At 48.4% G+C, this 19,920-nt stretch carries 15 protein-coding genes and 1 pseudogene; 9 read left to right on the plus strand and 7 right to left on the minus strand.

The genetic code is table 11. From position 1 onward, the window contains the following. Positions 1–49 precede the first annotated feature (49 nt). Together ACRRNK_RS16195 and wecB are read right to left on the minus strand one after the other, a co-directional pair. A complete protein-coding gene (locus tag ACRRNK_RS16195) occupies positions 50–937 on the minus strand; it encodes a helix-turn-helix domain-containing protein (protein WP_433943743.1) in 888 nt (295 codons plus the stop codon). Positions 938–1,027: 90 nt separating this feature from the next. After that, positions 1,028–2,137: a non-hydrolyzing UDP-N-acetylglucosamine 2-epimerase gene (gene wecB / locus ACRRNK_RS16200; RefSeq protein WP_433943744.1), complete on the minus strand. Its 1,110-nt coding sequence runs from the start codon at positions 2,135–2,137 to the stop codon at positions 1,028–1,030. Positions 2,138–2,359: 222 nt separating this feature from the next. On the opposite strand from wecB, the gene ACRRNK_RS16205 reads away from it, so the two are divergent. From ACRRNK_RS16205 to ACRRNK_RS16240, 8 genes are all read left to right on the plus strand, one after another. Next, positions 2,360–3,379, plus strand: coding sequence for a glycosyltransferase (locus ACRRNK_RS16205; RefSeq protein WP_433943745.1), 1,020 nt, complete (start codon positions 2,360–2,362; stop codon positions 3,377–3,379). After that, positions 3,379–5,025 carry a glycosyltransferase family 2 protein gene (locus ACRRNK_RS16210; protein ID WP_433943746.1) on the plus strand — a complete coding sequence of 549 codons (1,647 nt, stop codon included), beginning with the start codon at positions 3,379–3,381 and terminating at the stop codon, positions 5,023–5,025. Before ACRRNK_RS16205 ends, ACRRNK_RS16210 begins: the two co-directional genes overlap by 1 nt. Beyond that, positions 5,022–6,044, plus strand: a complete 1,023-nt coding sequence (locus ACRRNK_RS16215) for a polysaccharide pyruvyl transferase family protein (RefSeq protein WP_433943747.1) — start codon at positions 5,022–5,024, stop codon at positions 6,042–6,044. The genes ACRRNK_RS16210 and ACRRNK_RS16215 overlap by 4 nt, the downstream gene beginning before the upstream one ends. A gap of 23 nt (positions 6,045–6,067) precedes the next feature. Beyond that, entirely contained in the window at positions 6,068–6,364 is a 297-nt protein-coding gene (locus ACRRNK_RS16220) for a hypothetical protein (RefSeq protein WP_433943748.1), read from the plus strand. 37 nt (positions 6,365–6,401) lie between these two features. Beyond that, the gene (locus ACRRNK_RS16225) at positions 6,402–6,605 is read left to right on the plus strand and encodes a hypothetical protein (RefSeq protein ID WP_433943749.1); all 204 of its coding nucleotides are present in this window, start codon (positions 6,402–6,404) and stop codon (positions 6,603–6,605) included. Positions 6,606–7,251: 646 nt separating this feature from the next. Further along, a complete protein-coding gene (locus tag ACRRNK_RS16230) occupies positions 7,252–8,118 on the plus strand; it encodes an EcsC family protein (protein WP_433943750.1) in 867 nt (288 codons plus the stop codon). A 582-nt stretch (positions 8,119–8,700) separates the two neighbouring features. Further along, a complete protein-coding gene (locus ACRRNK_RS16235; RefSeq protein WP_433943751.1) occupies positions 8,701–9,258 on the plus strand; it encodes an RNA polymerase sigma factor in 558 nt (185 codons plus the stop codon). Next, complete coding sequence (locus tag ACRRNK_RS16240) at positions 9,251–10,345, plus strand: hypothetical protein (protein WP_433943752.1); 1,095 nt, start codon at positions 9,251–9,253, stop codon at positions 10,343–10,345. The genes ACRRNK_RS16235 and ACRRNK_RS16240 overlap by 8 nt, the downstream gene beginning before the upstream one ends. A 93-nt stretch (positions 10,346–10,438) precedes the next feature. Here ACRRNK_RS16240 and ACRRNK_RS16245 read toward each other — a convergent pair whose 3' ends face one another. Beyond that, positions 10,439–11,632: an efflux RND transporter periplasmic adaptor subunit gene (locus tag ACRRNK_RS16245; protein WP_433943753.1), complete on the minus strand. Its 1,194-nt coding sequence runs from the start codon at positions 11,630–11,632 to the stop codon at positions 10,439–10,441. 16 nt (positions 11,633–11,648) lie between these two features. Next, on the minus strand, positions 11,649–14,756 hold the full coding sequence (locus ACRRNK_RS16250) for an efflux RND transporter permease subunit (RefSeq protein ID WP_433943754.1): 3,108 nt from the start codon (positions 14,754–14,756) through the stop codon (positions 11,649–11,651). 1,080 nt (positions 14,757–15,836) lie between these two features. On the opposite strand from ACRRNK_RS16250, the pseudogene ACRRNK_RS16255 reads away from it, so the two are divergent. After that, positions 15,837–15,944, plus strand: a pseudogene (locus ACRRNK_RS16255) (IS3 family transposase); the annotation flags it as partial. Positions 15,945–16,001: 57 nt separating this feature from the next. On the opposite strand, the gene ACRRNK_RS16260 reads toward ACRRNK_RS16255, so the two are convergent. From ACRRNK_RS16260 to ACRRNK_RS16270, 3 genes are all read right to left on the minus strand, one after another. After that, positions 16,002–16,589 (minus strand): GNAT family N-acetyltransferase, encoded by a 588-nt coding sequence (locus ACRRNK_RS16260; RefSeq protein WP_433943755.1) that lies wholly within the window; start codon positions 16,587–16,589, stop codon positions 16,002–16,004. Positions 16,590–16,592: 3 nt separating this feature from the next. Continuing rightward, positions 16,593–16,772, minus strand: coding sequence for a hypothetical protein (locus ACRRNK_RS16265; RefSeq protein WP_433943756.1), 180 nt, complete (start codon positions 16,770–16,772; stop codon positions 16,593–16,595). 789 nt (positions 16,773–17,561) lie between these two features. After that, complete coding sequence (locus ACRRNK_RS16270; protein ID WP_433943757.1) at positions 17,562–19,910, minus strand: glycoside hydrolase family 65 protein; 2,349 nt, start codon at positions 19,908–19,910, stop codon at positions 17,562–17,564. Positions 19,911–19,920 lie beyond the last annotated feature (10 nt).

Consider the following 19,920-nt stretch of genomic DNA (forward strand, 5'->3'; position numbering starts at 1 on the left):
AAGAACTATCGCTTCTTCTGCAATAGTTCTCTCTATTGATACTATCTTACTATTCTCTTCGATCCCCGCGCAGTCGTCTACGCATAGTGGAAGGCGATACACCCAAATGCCTGCGGAACAGCCGGTTAAAGTTCGATAAATTGCGAAATCCACAGGAGATCGCAATATCAAGAATCGGATCGTCTCTCTCTTCAAGCAGCCGCACAGCATGAGATAGCCGCAGCTGGACTAAATAATTCAGAGGCGAGCTCCCCGCCGCCTGGCTGAATAACACGCTGAACCGAGAAGGACTGAGGTGCACAAGATCAGCAAGCTCCCGCAGCGTCCATGCTCTGGACAGATCCTGTTCCATATTGCGGACAACCTCCCTCATCAGCTCAAGTTGACGGGGCGGCATGAAGTAATCAACCGAAGCCGGGGCGGCATCGAAATGGCGGTTGACCTCAGCCAGGAAAAGCATGAGCTGCCCGATGATGACCGAGCGGCTTGAACGCTTGTTCTGTATATATTCCTGATAAATATTCTCGATATAAGTCGTCATCACCTGACTCCGAGTTTGACCGTTCACAATATGATGGGAAGGGCTGGAATCATGACTTCGGAATGGTAAAAGCAGTTCAGGATCAAACCTCTGCACTGCCGCAAGCAGCTGCGGATTGAACATGATGACAATCATTTTGAGATCATGCCCCTCATAAGCCCGGTGCAGATCATCCGAATCAATCAGGAACAGATCTCCGCGCTCAAAAGGGTATTCCCGGCCGTTAATCACATAAGTGCCGCTTCCCTGGGCAATAAGATTAATCTCAAGGGCTCTGTGCCAGTGCAGCCGCTGAAATGAAGGTGAGACTCCAAATGTACAGGAGGCCGTAAGCGGGAATTCAGCCGGAAGATATATGTCGTCACGGGCAATGGGGCTCGGATTCAACGGTTTCACTGCAGGAATCTATCTCCTTCCTGACATAACAAGACAATACGATATGAATCTATTGAATCATACCCCCGCTTGCTTAACAACCATGGTTCCTCATAGATCAAAAAAATCAAGAATGATCTGGACAATGTGTTCAGAGGCGTATCCATCACCAAATGGATTGCTGGCTTCAGCCATGGTTCTATACGCTTCTCTGTCATCAAGCAGAATGGCAATCTCACGATAGACGCGCTCAGTCTGTGTTCCTATACAGCGGAGCGTTCCCGCTTCAACTCCCTCAGGCCGCTCGGTCTTATCCCGCAGAACAAGTACCGGCTTGCCAAGAGAAGGGGCCTCCTCCTGAATCCCGCCTGAATCAGTTAATACAAAATGACAGCGCGCCATGAAGTTATGCGTGGCGACTACATCAAGCGGTTCTAAGATATGAATTCTTGCCTTGCCGCCAAGAATCTCTCCGGCCAGCTTCACGATCTCCGGATTCGGATGAACCGGGTAGATGAACTCCACATCCTTACGCTCTGCGGCAGTGCGCGCGACAGCTTCGAACACTTCCTTCATGGGTTCGCCCCAATTCTCTCTCCGGTGCATTGTCATGAAGATCCATTTGCGGGACCTATCCAGCTTGGCAAGGAGCGGATGATTGAATTTCTCCTGTATGGTCCACTGAAGGGAATCAATGACCGTATTCCCGGTAACATGGACATTCGCAATCCGGTTCTCGGCAGCCAGCTGAAGCCCTGCCTGTACAGTTGGGGCGAAATGCAGATCGGCAACCCGTCCAATGAATTCCCGGTTCATCTCCTCTGGATAAGGAGCGTATTTATCATAAGTTCGCAGGCCCGCCTCCACGTGTCCGATTGGAATTTGTGAATAATAAGCGGCCAGAGCGCCCATAAATGCGGTGGTCGTATCCCCATGAACGAGCACAAGATGGCATCCCGACGAGCGGATCACCTTCTCAATACCAGTCAGCACAGATACGCTGAGATCGGTCAAGCTTTGCCCTGGTTTCATCAGATCCAGATCATAATCCGGCTTAATCCCGAATACCTCAAGCACTTGATCAAGCATTTCCCTATGCTGAGCCGTGACACATACAATCGGTCTGAGACCGGGAGTACGCTCCAATACTTTTACTAGTGGTGCCATCTTGATTGCCTCAGGCCTCGTACCGAATACAACAAGCACACGAATCTCTTCCATCTCTATGTTCTCCTCCTCTAGCAATTCCCTTCGATAGTATATGAGAGTGTGCTCCAAAGCGTATCCGCTAGGAGGCTCCTAATCTGCTTCCTTCATAATTAGATTTTTTCATTCGCTTGCTATAGCAAACTATTTTTACCGTGGATCGGGCCATTGGCGTTATTCTATGAAGCTAGCAATGCATAGAATGGAGCAAGCTTTCACAAAGGAGGGAAAAGCATTTTGGCTGTCATTATCTATCCCAAGACTATGAATTGGACATTTATGAAACAGCGGCCACAGCAGCTGATGACCCAATTCGGCGCTCTGGGACATCAAGTGTACTTCGAGAATCTGGCGCCGCTCTCCCCCCATCTTCAGGAAGTCGAGCCTGGCGTTCATCTGTTCACCGATCATCAAAGCTTTCTATCGCGGACACTCCCGCGTCTTCGCAAGGATCAACCGGTAATCGTGTGGACGACCTGGGCCAAACAGCGATCCAGGCTGACTCTGTTCAAGCCTGACGCGGTAATCTACGACTGCTGTGATGAGTTCCCGCATTGGGCGAAGTATGAAGCGAAGATGGTTGAAGCATCCGACCATCTTGTAGCCACAGCGAAGTCAATTAAGACACGGCTCGAACTAGCTTACCCGGACAAACCGGTTACGCTGATTCCTAATGCGGCTGATCAAAGCTTGTTCGATCTCCCGCCGACCGCACGGCCCGCTGATCTTCCCGAGGGTCCGATTGTCGCCTATATCGGCGCATGGGCTTACTGGATTGATCATGCCTTGTTCGAGAAGATCGCACGCGCCTTCCCGGGAGTTAACTTCGTCTCTATTGGAGCTCCCTACGGCGATATTCCATCTTATACAGAGCTTCCCAATGTTCATGTGCTAGGTGAGAAGCCGCACAGTGTACTGAAACAGTATTTGCCTCACATTGATGTTGCCATTATTCCATTTCTATACCATCCAATTACACTGGCTACCAATCCGGTCAAAGCTTATGAGTATATGGCTGCCGGTGTTCGTGTTCTGTCCACTGCATTGCCGGAATGTATTCATATGGAACCTTATGTAAAAACGGCTACGACGCATGATGATTTTACTGCAAAGCTCGGCCATATGCTCTCAAGTCCAGATTCCGAAGAGATGCGAAATTCAAGAGTTCAGTATGCCAGACAGAACCGCTGGCAGGAGCGGGGAATCGCCGGAAATGAAGTTATCTCCGAAGTTCTTCGCAAAAAATCGCTACTCTAATGGCCGAGATACAGCCCTTAATCGGAAGACTAGCGAAGGCTGTCCCGGAATCCTGGCTTGCCAATCCAAGGTGGTACGCAGACCAGCTAATCCACTTGCTGGAGAAGAATACTCACCCTCAGTCTGAATGGATATTCTGGAATCCCGCAGCTACTGCGGTAAGCAGGCCTTTAATGGATTGGCTTGAACAGCAAATCAAAGGGGTGCCGGACCTTAATCATACCCTGGTTATTAGTCTGGATTTCGGTTCTTCACATGTAGGGTACCGACAAAAATCCAGATCACACTTTATGGATAATGCACCAGCATCTGCCGGACTGCCACCCACATGGCCCATAGCCTCAAGCCTGCCCCTGATATGGCGGCGGGATTATCTGCTTGAGGAGCTAAGCCGCGCGTTTGAACCCCTGCCCTCTGCACTATACCTGCCATATGAGATCATGCCGCTGAATCCGCAGCAGATTACAACCATCCCCATCCCCCTAATTCATCGCAGTAACGAACTCGAAGGGCATAAGCCTCTTTATCCATACTCGTATCCACTACATCTTGGGATACGATGGCGGATGATCCCTTCCAGCCCCCAGCTTGAAGGAATAGTTCCCGTGATTGCCAATAGCCGTAAATATCGTCAAGGAGCATCTTTAGAAATGAAGGGCAGCAGAACCGTCCCATCCTTACCAGGGGATGGCTCCGCCCTTACCCGTGATGACGACCGTGAAGCCGAACAGGGCTTGGGAGTACAACAAGGCTCTGGGGTGCAACAAAGCTCTGTAATGCAACAAAGCTCTGTAATGCAACAAAGCTCTGTAATGCAACAAAGCTCTGTAATGCAACAAAGCTCTGTAATGCAACAAAGCTCTGGAGTGCAGCAAAGCTACGGAGTGCAACAAGGCTCTCCGGCTGAAGGCAGGTCTCTTGCCTCGCCAAGTGAAGCCAGCCCGGCCGTCTCCATTCTTCTGCCGGTCTACAACATGCGGGCTTCTCTGGGATGGGCAGTCAGATCAGTTCTGGCTCAGACCTCCCCGGACTTTGAGCTTCTCATCGGAGATGACGGCTCGGAGGATGGTACGGCAGATCTGCCGTACCTGCGAAGCGACCCGCGAATTCACATTCACCGCTTCTCCCCTAACCGCGGCAAGGTGTTCGTGCTTAACGAACTCTTGTGTGTGGCGCGGGGCAAGTATGTGCTGGAGCTGGACGGGGACGACTGGCTCCAGCCCGAGGCTGTGGCTCTGCTCACAGCCGCCATGAATGGCGCGCCGGGAGCGGCCATCGCGACCGGCGTAAGCGGCCTGTGGCAGGGCACTCGCCACTTGGGACCCTTGTGGCGCGGGGCCTTGCCTTACCGCGGGCACCGCGCGGACGCATCTGCGGCCGCCCCGCTGGTGCCGCGGTTCTACCGCGCGGCGATGCTGCGCGGGATCGGCGGCTGGCCGATCAGAGCCGGTGCGGATGCCCGGCTCTTTGAGGACATTGCCGTCTGCGAGGCGCTGCTTGCCGAGCATCCGGAACCGGCCGTCATAGATCGGCCGGTGTATCACCGCGTACTCCGCCCTGACAGTGTCAGTCAGCGGGGGAGCGCGCAGTATCCCGCCTGGTTCAATGCCCAGGCGGACAACTTGAAAGGAGGACATCCGCAATGAATATTGCTGTCTGTGGTTATTACGGGATGGGCAACTTCGGTGATGATCTTTTCCTGCGCACCTTTCAGCAGGTCTTTTATCCACACCAGGTCTATCCGTGGAACTCGCAGCTTGATCCAGACAAGACGGACGCTGTCATTATTGGAGGCGGCGACCTGATTACCCCCTATTCCTTCAACACGTACTACTTCCCGCCTGCACTGCGAGACAAACCTACCTGGCTGTACGGGGTCGGCATCGTTGATGCCTATCCTGAGGAGAGCTGGCCAGCCGCACAGGTCGAGCAGTACCGGGAGGTTATCAGCCGCGCGAAGAGGGCGGTGTTCCGTGACTCCAGATCTGCGGATATTGCCAGACGGGCCAATTTTCACAAGCATGTGGAGGTCGCACCCGATATGGCCTTTGCTTACAGGCAGCCAAGATTTCCCTATAAACAAGCTTCGAAGAGACCTACAATTGGCATCTGTGTATTTGCTTATGAATCCTTCCCGTTTGATTCCTTCGTAACCCTGATGAAATCATTATCGGACCGTGGATTTCATTTGCGTCTCATCCCTGCTGTGAATCATCCGAATGGCGGCGGATATTCCGATTATCCGATGTGTGTCCGGCTCAAGACCCGCCTCAGAGAGATCGATCCGAGAGCTTCTGTTGATATTTTGCCGTTGCTGCTCGATCTGGATCTGACTTACAGCGCGATCCAATCTGTCGATTATTTAATCAGCTTCAAGCTCCATCCAACCCTGGTTGCCCTGCGCGCAGGCATTCCTGCCCTGGCCTTCAGCGGGATGAGCAAGATCAAGAGCCTGCTTGCGTCCTTTGGGATGGAACAATACTACTGCAACTATAAAGAACCTCTTGCCAGCTTCAACCCGGTGATTGACGACTTTCTTACGAACGGTCCTCATCTGGTCCGATCTCGCGCACGGCAGTTCCGATTGACCGAGCGGGAGAGCATCAAGAGTCTGCTGAGGCTGCGTAAGGATATGGAGAAATACTTGCTTTGGCATGGAAAGTAAACCTGACTTAAGGAGGAAATATCATGTGGTTTTTTGGATGGGGTCATCTTAGACGAGAAGTGAAGCATCTTGCGAAATCTGTACGGATTCTTACAGAGCGTCTGGATGAGCTTGAGAAGAACCTGGCTTCCGGCTTAATTCCGAACCCTTCGCTGCAGGAAGTTCTTCAGGGAAAGATCGGGCAGACCGTTACAATCAGTACCGCAAGTGCAACCGTGGAAGGTATTCTGCTGACTGCGGGGAGTGATGCCCTGGAGATCCGGGAATCTACCGGTGATCTCGTGCTTATTCCTTACTCCCGGATCACCGTTCTGCAGTAGCTTGCAATAGACACACCTAAGAGAGGAGTTTTCTATTATGAATTTCCATAATCTTGCCCAGGGCTTCATTGGCAATGAGGTTGAAGTTCTGACACCTAACGATCTAATCTCTGGCACTCTGATCTCGGTAGGCGATACCACGCTGTTGCTAAAAGTACCACCTGTCATATATGGTCCGCCGACGGATCTTGCTATTATTCCTTTACAGGCCGTTGAATTCATTCGTGTTGTAGCTTCATAAACATTACACCAAGGAGCTAGCCCAAAAGGTTTCAGAAATTGATTATTGAAGCTTATCAATATGTCTACACAGCATAAATGGCGCCATGGATCTCACATCTGTGGCGCTATTTCTCATCTTAAGTGCATCGTTTACCTAGATTACAACGAGGGCTATCATCCATTCATAACTCTACAGATTCTTCAGTTCGTTATATCCCGTCTCAAAATTCTTCAAAGTCCAGTTAATATGGTTTTGATCTTCATACTGCCGGAAATAACTTTCTATATAAGCCGCAGTTAAAATGTTCACATTTGTGGGTACAGTCGTAACTACGGGGAATGCTTGGTCTTTCGGCCGCTGTTGTCTCCAGATTTCTTGATTTATACCGCAGGGCGGATGTAATCCGGAGACAAAGGCTATCGCTTTCGCTCCTACAGTTCCAAGCTTCCCCTCCGTTACGCCTTACCCTCAAGTCAATTTTTTAACTGCGCCTTATACAACAAGAATAAGATCCAGGTAAAAGCCATACAAAACTCTTCGTCTTCTTTCAGAATCCGTGCGGATCGCTCTACCATATCTCTTTACAAGTAGAGAAAATATAGACATTGGGCTGCAACCGGCCTCGAACATCCTCGTATATTCCTTTAAAGGAGTGGTCATTATCATGTCAAACCCTGTGCCGTTCGGGCCATATTCGGAAACACAAGATGAGCTGAGAGTAATGCTTAGAGAAATAGAGTCTTGGGAGAAAAGCCAGAAGGATCTCTGGTTCTGGGAGAAAATCGGCCGCCTGCCCTTTATGCTCCTAGATCGTCTTACTCCCAAAATCATTCAAAAAAAGCTGGGACAAGCTATTGATGAACTCGGCAGCTTCGTTCAGACCGGTGGACAGTACCTGGTATCTGAATCTTCCGTGCTGAGCACGCTTCGTAGTGCAGCTGTCACCGAAGCCCCAGCCCAAGTCCCCCAAATGGAGCTGGAAGATCCATTAACTCTTGAATCAGCCAGCCGCCTGCCGATTGCCGTCATGGACAAAACCTGTGAAGAGCTGATTAAGAGCCGGGCTGCATTCGCTACTGCTCAAGGTGCTACGACCGGATTTGGAGGACTATTCACCCTGGCCATTGATATTCCTGCCATTCTTGGCCTGTCTCTGAAGACAATCCAGGAGATTGCCATTACTTACGGTTATGATCCAAAGGAGAAGCTGGAGCGAATCTTCGTGATTAAATGTCTGCAGTTCGCTTCTGCCGATATTGTCGGGAAGAAAGCCGTTCTGGATGATCTATCCGACTTCGATAACGAGAACAGGCAGCGGGAGTCGCTCTCCCAGCTTCAAGGCTGGCGCGAAGTGATTGCTTCCTACCGTGACAACTTCGGATGGAAGAAGCTGTTCCAGCTTGTTCCGATCGCAGGAGCACTCTTTGGCGCCATCATCAACCGGGGGACACTCCAGGATGTGGCCGAAGCAGCTACCATGCTCTACCGGAAGCGGCGGATTCTTGAACGCCTGCGAGAGCTGGAAGGTTAGAGAAAATGACTGCTACGAGTGTATTCCTTGTGCTTCATCTGCAGTACTTGGTAAGCTATACTGTTTTCCTTGGGCTGCCTACCCAAGGATCCTTATAGCATTTTGGCAGAGATAGAGGCCGTCCCAAAAGCAAAAATTTTAAAGCTTAAAGACAACTCTTTAAGAAATGGAAGCAAAGCTCCATCCCAAGGGAGTCATCCTTAGGCTGGAGCTTTTCTGTTTGGGTAAACCCCATGTTTCTTCAGGAGATTGTGGTCTGGTGAAAGCCCCCCCCCACCTTCAGGCTCACTTTCGAAAGACTTGGCCAAGAGTGAATCCAAAGCAGGGTTTCTTTTAAGGTTTCTTTTAAGGTTTCGTTGAAATTTCGCCGAAAGTCTGCGGAGAGACGAACGATTGCGTACAAGCGAAAGCGGTCGCCTTTGTGTTCGGATATATTCCACTAAGATTAGTTCTATATATCCGAATACAACAGCGATGGGAGTAACGTTCGTTCTCGGAGCCTTTAGAACACAAACTGAACTCCTTATTACCGACCAAATTCAGGGAACTAAATTTTGGTTTCTTTTGTCTAATGAGTAAGAGGTGAAGAAATTGGAACAAACACAGTGGGAATACATGATTCATATTGATCAGATGAGTTCCTCGGATCTACATGATCTCATGAACGCCTTCGGTCAGGATGTCTGGAATCTGGCCTTTATCCTGACTCGAAGGCACGATTTGGCGGACGATATTGCGCAGGATGTTTTTCTGAAGGCTTATTCTTCGATTCATACGTTTCGCGGACATTCGGCCATCAAGACCTGGCTCCTGTCCATTACCCGCAACACATCTTTGAATTATTTGAGATCCGCCTTTGTGAGGAAAGTCACCCTGTTCGAGTGGATTAACACCAAGGAATCCTCCCCCTCGGCAGAGCAGAAAGTGATGGAGTATACCTTCTCTTCGGAGATCTGGGATACCGTGCTAAAGCTGCCGATCAAGCTAAGAGAAGTCCTGATCCTCCATGCGAAATACGAGATGACCACCAAGGAGATCGCCGCCATGCTCCAGCTGTCCGAAGGTACCGTCAAATCCAGATTATCCAGAGCCCGTGGCAGAATGGCCGCGTACCGAAAGGAGAGTGCTCTCTATGAGTAAAGAAATCGACGAGCTGTATGATCAATTGAAGCAGGGACCTTTTCCGCACCGGACGTTCACCAGAGACCACATGAACCGTATCGTCCATGAGGCCGCCAAGCCGAATAAGCGTTCATCCCCCGCCAAATCCAGAATAGTCTGGGCTGCGGCCGCTTTTGTTCTCATCATCGGTATAGGAGCATTCTATACGTATTTACAAGGAACTCCGGCTGCCAAAGAGATTGTTGCGACTCCTCCTATCGCCAAGCCGAAGGTTCAGGAATCCACAGGCGATATTCTCTTAAAGCCCGACAGACCGAGCGGACAGCTGGGGGAACAGCTTCCTTTTACTGCTGAAATGGTGGAGTCTATTACGGTTAAGCCTTCAGGTAAAAGCACTGAAATTGCCGTTCCGGAGTCGCGTTACACAGTGGTCACAAACGGATTGTATTGGGAGGACCTGTCCATCGCCAAAGCAGACAAGAACGCTCCTGTCGGGAAACAGGCGCAGATCCGAATTCATACCGCCAAAGGGATTTACAGCGTACCCTACAGCCTGGACAGCAACACTTATCAGCTTGGAAGTGCTCGTTACTATGCGGATGACCAAATGCTGCGCTTGATGTCCGGACTGCTCGAACCGGACTCCGATCTGGGAAAGGTCGAACGCCTCTCGGTTGCAGCACAGGAGGAAGTCGACAGGGACCAAATGAAGAGAAATGACAGTCTCAATTATAAGTCCGAACGGTTAAATATTAACGGGAAGGACACCGATGGATGGCTTAGACAGATTGCTTTTCAATCGAATAGTTACACTTACGCGAAGAGGTATTACAATAGTTTGACCAAAAATATGAGCGACCTGTTCTACTATAAGGAGACAGGCATAATCGCTTCGGCGAGCGAGGTTATATTCCTGAGCAAGAACTTCCAGACCCCGGATGGGATCAAGGTCGGTCTGACCAAGCAGCAGGTGCAGTCGAAGCTCGGGAAGCCGAATATGGAGACCGACTCCAGTTGGGATTACCGCGTAGGGGACTCGTTAAAGTTCCATCTGTATTTCGAAAATAACAAGGTGAGCTTCATTTCCCTGACTATGCCCGCGTAAATCACCTGTCCAGCAAGAGAGAAGAGGCGTTCCGGTACACCCGGAACGCCTCTTTCTTCTGTAACTCTATTAGCTAAAGATTCGTATCACCGATCACTGGGCCTGGACCTTCTCTCCATCCTTAAGCGTGTACTGACCTGACACAACCAGCTTATCTCCGGCTGATGCACCCTGAATCTCCTGATAAATTCCGTTCAGTCTTCCGAGTTCGATCTTCACCCGCTGAACCTTGTCTCCCTTCTGCACGAATACATAACAATTGTCCCCATCGCGGACGATGCTCCCTGTAGGGACAGCGAGAACGTTCTCCTCTTCTTCTGTAGTTAATTGAACCTGTACTCGGGAGCCAGGGACAAAGAAGGCGTCCTTGTTATCCGCTGTCAGCTGAAGAGTATATAACCGGGTAGTCGTGTTTGGAACTCCGGAGAGATAAGCAACACGAACCTCCCGCCTATCTTGGGGCTGATCGGCATAATAGACACGAACTGTCTTCTTCCCCCTGACCAGCTGCGCCAACTCTTCACTAAGCTCAGCTTGAATCGTTATTTGATTGGCATTAAGAATTAAGCAGGCCTTGCTTCCCTGTGTTATGCTGGCGCCTACCGTTATGGCCAGCTCAGCCAGCGTTCCGCTGGACGGAGCTGTAATATTGTAAGTATCCAGAGTCGCTCTCGCCTGCTCGAGCGATACTTTGGCTGTCTCCAGCTGGGATTTGGCGGCAGGTACCGAGCTTTTGGATTCAAGGAACTTTAGCTGTACCTTCGAGGTCTCCAGATTCTCTTTGGTTGTGTTGTACAGGTCTTCATTATTTGCCCGGGTTGCTTCCTTCAGCTGTTTCTCATAACCGCTGATGGTCCGCTCCAGCTGTGCTCGGTTCGATTCCAGTTCTAGCTTGGCAGAAGTCAAAGCTCTCTCCGCACTGGACACCGACGCCTCTGCTGTTGCTACAGATAAGCGGGCTGTCCCAGAAGAGATCCGTGCGATAACTTGGCCTTTCATAACCTTGGCCCCATTATTCTTAAGTATTTCGGTTATTGTACCCGATGCCTCTGCAATGACACCAACCTGTACCGAGGCATTCACATCCGCGACCTGCTCCCGAGGGGCTCCCATGGAATGCATTCCAATAGGCTCCACCTTAACTTTGGGGACCCCGGTTGTCCCCTGTACCTGTGACACCGTCGAGGCTGAGGTACAGCCGGCTGCAACTGATGCCGTGAGTACAAGGCAAGCTGCTGTTATTATCCATTTGGCCGTGCGCTTCTTCGGATTCAATCTCACAATCATTCACCTTACCCTTTCTTTACATATCCAGGCTCTTCTCTTCCCTTGGCTCATGTCCCTTATCAGATGAAGACCTGCGGGTTAACTTCTTCCTGATCGAATCGAGCAGCTCGTAAATGACTGGAACAACTACGAGTGTCAGAATTGTAGAAGTCGTTAACCCTCCAATGACAACGACCGCAAGTCCTTTAGAGATCAGCGTTCCATGAGACAGTCCCAGCGCCAGCGGAATCATCGCGACAATTGTAGCTCCGGCAGTCATAATAATTGGACGAAGCCGAACCCTGCCAGCTTCAAGTAACGCTTGTCTGACGTCATAACCGTCCTTCATTAATTGCTGTGCCCGGTCAAGAAGGACAATTGCATTCGTGACTACGATCCCGATCAGCATCATGAAGCCGATTAGCGAGGTAATATTAATTGCTTCATGTGATATGAACAGGCCGAGCAATCCTCCAATTACAGCTAAAGGCAGCGAGAACAGAATGGCGAAAGGCGTGCTGGCATTACCGAAGCACAGCACCATAATCAAATATACAATGGCAATAGCAGCACCCATGGAGACGAACAGCTGACTAAAGTTCTTCACGATATCATCGCTTACCCCTCCTGCGCTAGAAGATACCCCTTCTGGAAGCTCAATGGCATCCAGTGCAGCCGCAACCTTGGAGCTGACCGCAGCTTTATCCGGGGAGTCTATGGATGCCGTGATGCTGACAACCTGCTTCTGCTTCTCACGCTGCAGCGCGATGGGTGCCGCCACCTTTTCAATTTTGGCAACTTCGTTCAAATATACGATGTCACCTGAAGAGGTGCGCAGTGGAATCTTGCCCAGCTGCTGAATAGAATCCTTATCCGCTGAAGAGAGCTGAACCTCCACCGTATACAGAACATTGTCAAAACGAATGCTGCCCATCTCCGTCTGTTCAATCCAGCTGCGGACCGTATTTTGAATGGCTGATGTACTAAGTCCGAACCTCTTGGCTTTAGTCTGCGACACGGTAGCGATAACCTGGGTTTTGGCATCTCCCAGCGTATCCTTGATATTTTTAAGTTCAGGAAACTGCTTAATTCTATCCTTCACCTGGGCAGCTGCCTGCTCCAGCATCTTCTGATTATCCCCTGACAGAACATAGGAGAAGTCAGCTGAGCCGAACCCGCCGCCTCCACTGGATAAGGAGTCCGGGGTGACTTCTGTTCCCTTGGGAAGCTCGGATAGAATCAAAGCCTTATACTGTTCTTTGATCGTCTTGGCATCTGCATCATCATTCAGTTCTGTATTAATCTGCACCATATAAGGAAGCTGCTTATCCGTGCCTCCGTAACCTACAAGAGATTCGGCGAAATGAAAGATGGGATTCCCTTTGTTGTCTTTCGCCTGCTTCAGCAAATTCTCAATTTGCTTCGATTGGGCATCTGCACTCTCAAGCGGGGTGTCATACGGCAGCTTGATGGTGAAGCTCAGCTGGCGTCCGGCTTCGCCGTCAGATAAGTTGTTCACAGCCAAATTCGGGATCGTAGTGAACAGAGTCACAATAAACACAATTCCGGATAACAGCAGCGTCTTGAAGCGGTGGTTCAGACACCAGGTCAGAATCTTTTCATAAAAAGCAGCCGTTCTGCCGGTCTCTTCCTCATTATGTGATCCCAGACTGACGCCCCGCAGCACCATCAGCTTGGCCATCAAAGGTATAACCGTCAGCGCCACAAGCAGCGATGCCATGAGGGCACAGGCCACAGTCAGGGCAAAAGGGCGAAAGAACTCACCAATTACTCCGCTGACAAAAGCGATGGGAAGAAACACCCCTACTGTCACCAGCGTAGATGAGGTAATCGCCATGGAGACCTGACTTACAGCGAGGAGAAGGACCGATTGATTTCTCTCTTTAGCTTTTTGCAGATTCGTATAGATGTTCTCTATAACTACGATACTGTCATCCACAATCCGGCCAACTGAGATGAATATACCTCCAAGTGACATAACATTTAGCGTTAGACCGAGGTAGTTCATCATGATAAAAGTAATCAGAATCGAAAGAGGGATGGATACCAGTACAATTGCCGTCATTCTAATGTTGCGAAGGAACAGCAAGATGATTAAGGAAGCAAGCACGACGCCAATAATACCTTCGCGCAGCAGGCCGCTGATCGATTCCCGCACCTCATCCGCACTGTCATATACCTTCTTGAAGGTGATGTTTGGATGGGCAAGCTCCCATTTCTCCAGAAGGGAATTAGTCTCATTAGAGAACTCTACAGCGTTGGCGGCCTGGGTTTTATATAGATTAATCCCGATCGCAGACTTGCCGTCGACGCGTGAAATGAACTCCGACTCCGTCACGGCCTTGATCTCCGCCAGATCCTTTAGTGTAAGAGTCTGTCCTTGACTGGATACCAGCTCCAGGTGGTTCAAATTGTAAATGCTGTCGAGTTCTCCCGTAACCCGTACCATCTGCGTATTGCCATCCAGCTTGATGGTCCCCACCGTGCCCGAGGCCAGTGAGGCCTGAATGGCAGCGGTGACGTCCGCCGGAGCAAGCCCATAAGCATTTAACGCATCAGCCTTCAATTCAATATCGAGCGAGGTTCTTCTCGCCCCGATCGTGTCGATATGGTCGACTCCTTTTATAGAGGAAAAGCCGGGTTTCAGCTCGCTTTTATACAAGTTATCCAGATCTGATTGGCTCATCCCATTATCCGCATACACGGCTAGGTAGTAAGCAGGGATAGAGGCAAATCCTAAGGTCGATACGATAGGCCTTGAAGCTTCCATAGGAAGCGGAACGCCCTGGATCAAGCTATCCAGATCCTGTTTCTTCTTATCAATATCCACACCTTGAGTGAACCGCACCATAACTTCAGACCCTGAGTCACTTGATGTGGAACTGAGCATTTCTATTCCTTCGACATTGGCAATTTTGTCCTCAATAGGCTTGGATACCTGACTCATAACATCTTCCGGAGAAGCAGAATATGCGGTAGACACTACCACTAACGGAAAAGATACATCCGGCATATTCTCAAGCTTAAGCGACCCCGCTGAATAAAAGCCCGCGCCGAACAAAATCGCGATCATAATCAGCATGGCCGAAGCTTTATTCATGGAGAATCGTATTATGCCTTTCAAACAGTTACCTCCTTTAACTTCATTATTTATCCAGAGTGAATCCCATGATAAACCAGAAATGTAAACTGAATATTTCCTGAATCTTACAAGCGGCATAATTAAGGGCACAGCAAAAAAGCAGCAAAAAAGCCACTTCAGATTGGTATTATCCCCTTCTAGTAGACAAGAAGAAAAAGACATCTGGTAAGATGGATTAAGCTTGTTGAACGGAGGGGATTTCTTTATGGATTAAAAAGGGACAAACCTTTCGGCAGTACTACTTTAAGTTAAAGTACAGGCAGTCAGGTTGGTTAACGAGGAGCAGATGAGTATTCGTAATAAATCTCAAGTACAAACCTGGATATCGAAATATCAAATGGGTGAGATTCTAGAGCCAACTACCACCAACCGAAGACGCTTTTAAACCAAGTTTTCCAGTATGGAAGAAGAAATGGCGTACCTACGGGTGGAAATTCTAAAAGCATCCGAATCTATACAAGGAGAGACGAAGAAAGCAGCCAGGTCAGTTCAGTATCAACGAGGATGCTGAATTGCTTAATTGATTAAGCCTATTTTCACGGGTGGGCTATTACAAATAGAGAAGAAAAGCTCAGCAAACTGCCAGACAGTGTAAAGAAAAGGAAACGTACTGGACGCTCATATCTTGTCGCTCCATCGCCTTCATTCCTAATTTGGTTATCAAGTAGACCGTTGCTTTACCAAAAGAAGGCCTCTTAGTTAAGCATAAAAAGGTATAACAGCTTATGAGGAAATTGGGAATTCCGTCGGTTATTCGAAAGAAACGCCGTTTTTTTCGGTAAACAGGCTTCTTTGCACCTTCCGGAACGAAATGATCTTGCCTTGGTTAGCAAAACGGTAGATGCCTTAAGTAAAAACGCAAATTCGGAGGGAGTTATTCTCCATTCAGACTAGGGATTCCAATACACTTCCTAGCCGTTTAACCGTAAGCTTAAAGGACTCGGGATACTCGAAAGTAGATCCTGGCGCGGAAACTGTCTGGACAATACCGGCATTGAATCCTTCTTGTTTCGTCTGATGAGGGAGAAAATTTATTAAAACAATCCTGGAACCTTAACAGAGGCAGAACAAGAGGTGCGCGAGTATATTTCTTTTTATGACCAAAATAGATTTCAGAAAAAATTAAACAACCGTTCCCCGGCTGAATACCAAGAAGCGGTTGCTACTTAAACATGTCTTTTTAGTCCTGTCTACCTGACAAGGGTTATGACTAATTTGGGGTGACTTTTAAGAATCAATTGGTAACTTATCGAGATATTCATCAATTTGAAGCCTTAAACTAATAATAGAGTCGTTTGCAGTATTCTGTCTTTCTTGGTTTTTAATAAATCCTACAGACTCATAATAAGAAAGCCTATGAGGAAAACAATCTAATGTTATGAACTTAACACCACAAAAGCCCTCCCTCAATTCCAAAGCTTTAAATACTGTATATCTTATCAGCCATTTGCCTATTCCTCTTTTTTGATAGTTTTTATGTACAGCCAATCTAGCTATCTTAAGGGACGGAAATGTTTCATACGCAATTTGACCATGATCTCTTTCTTCATGATTCAGTCTAATCGCATCTGTGCATAATGATAAGTACGCTATAATTTCATTATAATCATTTATGACCAAGAATGTTGTATTATAACCTTCTAGTTGCTCATCGAGTGCTTCGTTGTGTAGGAAGTAATTCATGTCCTCAGAATGACGTACTAGTTCTTTCCTTTTTCGAGGTGTTGCACTTGGAACAACTGTACAATCAAAATTAGCTAGATCACCCAAATATTCTTCGGATAATCTAGCTATTTTATATTCTTCTATGATCATAATCTATTTCCTTTTACTCTCGAACGCCTTAAAATAATTGATGAGATTCTTAGCATTTTGCTTAGATCTATCAGTCGGCTTTTGCTTTAAAGATTCAAGCAGTCTTTGGGCATCTCGTCCCTCCAATGTTGGTGTTGCTGCCATTTGAGTAGCCATTTTTCTTCCTCCTTTTTTTCTCTTCATCTCGATACACATCTCCTTATCAATTAGATAGAAGATTTATATGCTAGATATAGAGAAAAAATGTTATCTTTTTTGTCTAGATGAGGGAAAATTTTATAATATACCATACTACAATAGGTCATGTCAATACACCGTGAGTGCGATGATTCCCTCGCACTCATTGTATCACGTAATACGTAACACACACAACGGAGAGATGTAAATTTTCCCATTGAGAATGGTGTTACTTAGTAAGAGATAGAGATTTCAACGATTCATATGAACTATGTTATATATTAAATCTTATTCTCTTTAACTGTAGGTCTTTATCCTTAGTTTCCTCCTACAGTACCAGTACAGTAATAACTTTTTTAATATATCAGGAGTTTTCAATCCTAAACAAACATGCATATGCTTTTTCAATAACTTATACCAATTGATAAGACGTAATATGAAGTGCGACACTAAAAAAGCAAAAGACCCATCATAGAGATCATAGATTCCTTATTTTCTCATCTGAAGACGGATTAAATTTATTCAAGCAAACCCGGAACCTTATCAGAGGCATAACAAGAGGTACGTGAGCATTTCGTATTATGACCAAAGTAGATTCCAGAAAAATTAAACAACCGTTCCCGGCTGAATACTGAGAAGCGGTTGCTGCTTAAACATATCTTTTTAGTTCTGTCTATTTGACAGGAGCATGACCAAGATGAAGTGGCTTTCTATTGAGATTATTATAAATCAAGTACATAAGACGCAGTCAAAATGTTGTCCATCGCGTCTATATTAGTTCCAATCCAAGCAACCTTAAACCGGCGGGATTCTCAACGGCTCATTCCACGCTAGGGTCAGGTTCCGATCCTTGTGCTTGATCGTGATCGACTCCCCTTCAAGAAGCGTATACTGAACGCCGCCGCCATCCACAAGGATTTCCAGCAGCGAGCCCTGATTAACAATTCTGAAGCGGTAGCTCTCCCACTGCTTGGGCAGCACCGGATTAAATACCAGAATTCCATCAATCAGGCGCATTCCGCCAAACCCGTTCACAATGGACATCCAGGAACCGGCCATCGCCGCGGTATGCAGGCCATCCTTCGCGTTCTTGTTGATATCATCCAGATCCATGCGAACCGTGCGGTCGAAGTAGGAATAAGCGCTCTCCAGTTCTCCAATCTCGGCGGAGACAATGCTGTGAATACAAGGTGACAAGGACGAGTCATGCGTAGTTAGCGGTTCGTAATAGTTATAATTCCGAACCTTCTCCTCCATGGTGAACTTGTCCCCAAGCAGGAACATCGCAAGGACAAGATCAGCCTGCTTCAGCACCTGGTGACGATAGATGACAAGCGGATGGAAATGGAGCAGCAGCGGATATTTGTCCGCAGGTGTGTTCTCGAAGTCCCATTTTTGCTTACTGAGGAAGGTGTCATCCTGAGCGTAAATGCCCAGTTCCTCGTCATAAGGAATAAACATCTTATTAGCTGCCTCTAACCAGACTTCCATTTCCTCGTCAGTAAGGTTAATGCGGCTGCGCAGCTGTTCAAATTGATCCGGATATTCACTTCGCAGAAGCTCCGCGGTCTGATAAGCATAGTTCAGCTGATCCTGCACCATGAAATTCGTATAGGCATTGTTATTGACAATGGCCGTATATTCGTCAGGACCTGTCACCGCATCAATACAGAAGGCACCGCCTTTGGCTGGATTGAAATGCCCCAGATCCACCCAGAAGCGTGAGGTCTCGAACAGGATCTCGGCGCCTTTGCTGACCAGGAATTCCGTATCTCCGCTTGCGAGCACATACTGCTTTATTCCGTATGCAATATCTGCATTAATATGAGCCTGCGCAGTCCCTGCAGGGAAGTAAGAAGAGTTCTCCTCCCCGTTAATCGTTCTCCAAGGATAGAGAGCACCCTTCTGAGACATCACGGCGGCACGCTCCCGGGCCTTGTTAAGCGTAGCATAGCGGAATTCCAGTAGAGATCGGCTGATCTCCGGCTGAGTATAGGTGAAGAAAGGAAGCATGTACATTTCCGTATCCCAGAAATAATGGCCTTCATATCCTTCCCCGGTTAGGCCCTTCGCGCCGATATTGGTCAATCCATCACGGCCCACGGACTGCAGCAGCTGGAACGCATTGAACCGAATCCCCTGCTGAAGAGCTGGATCACCTTGAATCTCCACATCGGCATGTTTCCAGAATTCCTCCAAGAAGGCAGCCTGTTCCTGAAGGAGGGCCCCGAAGCCGGTCTCCCCAGCCATACCAAGCACCTGCTCAGTCCGCTCAAGGAGTTCAGCTTCTGGATAGTCCTTAGATGTATGGTAAGAGATATACTTCGTTAGGGAAGTGCTGTCCCCCTTGAGCAGGGGAACCGCATATTCCATCGTAAGACGTTCCTCTTCCTTCTTCTCCGTCACTTCAACATTTGAATTTGAACTAACCAAATGGCTCATCGCCGTAACTAGCGCAAACTTCGTATGCCGTGTACGCTGCTTCATGACCGAGAAATTCTCGTTATGCTCCATGCTTTCCATAATGAGGCTCGGCAGCGCACTACCTGAACCCAGGCGAGGATCATCGGTCGCCTCCTGCTGTGCAATCCTGCCATCCATAGCCGAAGATAAGGTCACCGTTCCTTCAAAATTAAGTGCCGTAACCTCATAATCCACGGCCGCCAAATGTTTATGGGCAAGAGGCACCAGTCTGCGGATTCGGATCCGCACCTGATGGCCAGCCGGGGACTCCCAGTCTACCTCCCTCAGCAGATAGCCCCGCTTCATATCCAGCTCACGCTTGTAACTGAGGATCCTGCCTCTGTTTAGATGGAACTGTTCCCCCTCAACGCGAAGCTGAATAATCTGGGCATTGGTTACATTCAGCATCGCCTGGTTGCGTGAAGGATAGCCGTAGGCCCCTTCAGGATATACAATCGGTTCCGAATCATAGAACCCGTTCAGATAATTCCCAATAACCGCGGTTCCTTCGCTGCCATGAAAGCCTTCTTCGAAGTTCCCGCGCATTCCGATATAACCATTACCGGTGGCGAACAAGCTCTCACTTCTCTGGTTGTTCAAATCATCATATTTGTCTTCACCCAGGCTCCAGTCCGCATAAGGATAGAGAGGCTCCGGGTGTTCGTATGGTTTCATCTTCATCTAGTTGTAC

Source organism: Paenibacillus sp. SN-8-1 (assembly GCF_050995535.1).
GTDB lineage: Bacteria > Bacillota > Bacilli > Paenibacillales > Paenibacillaceae > Fontibacillus.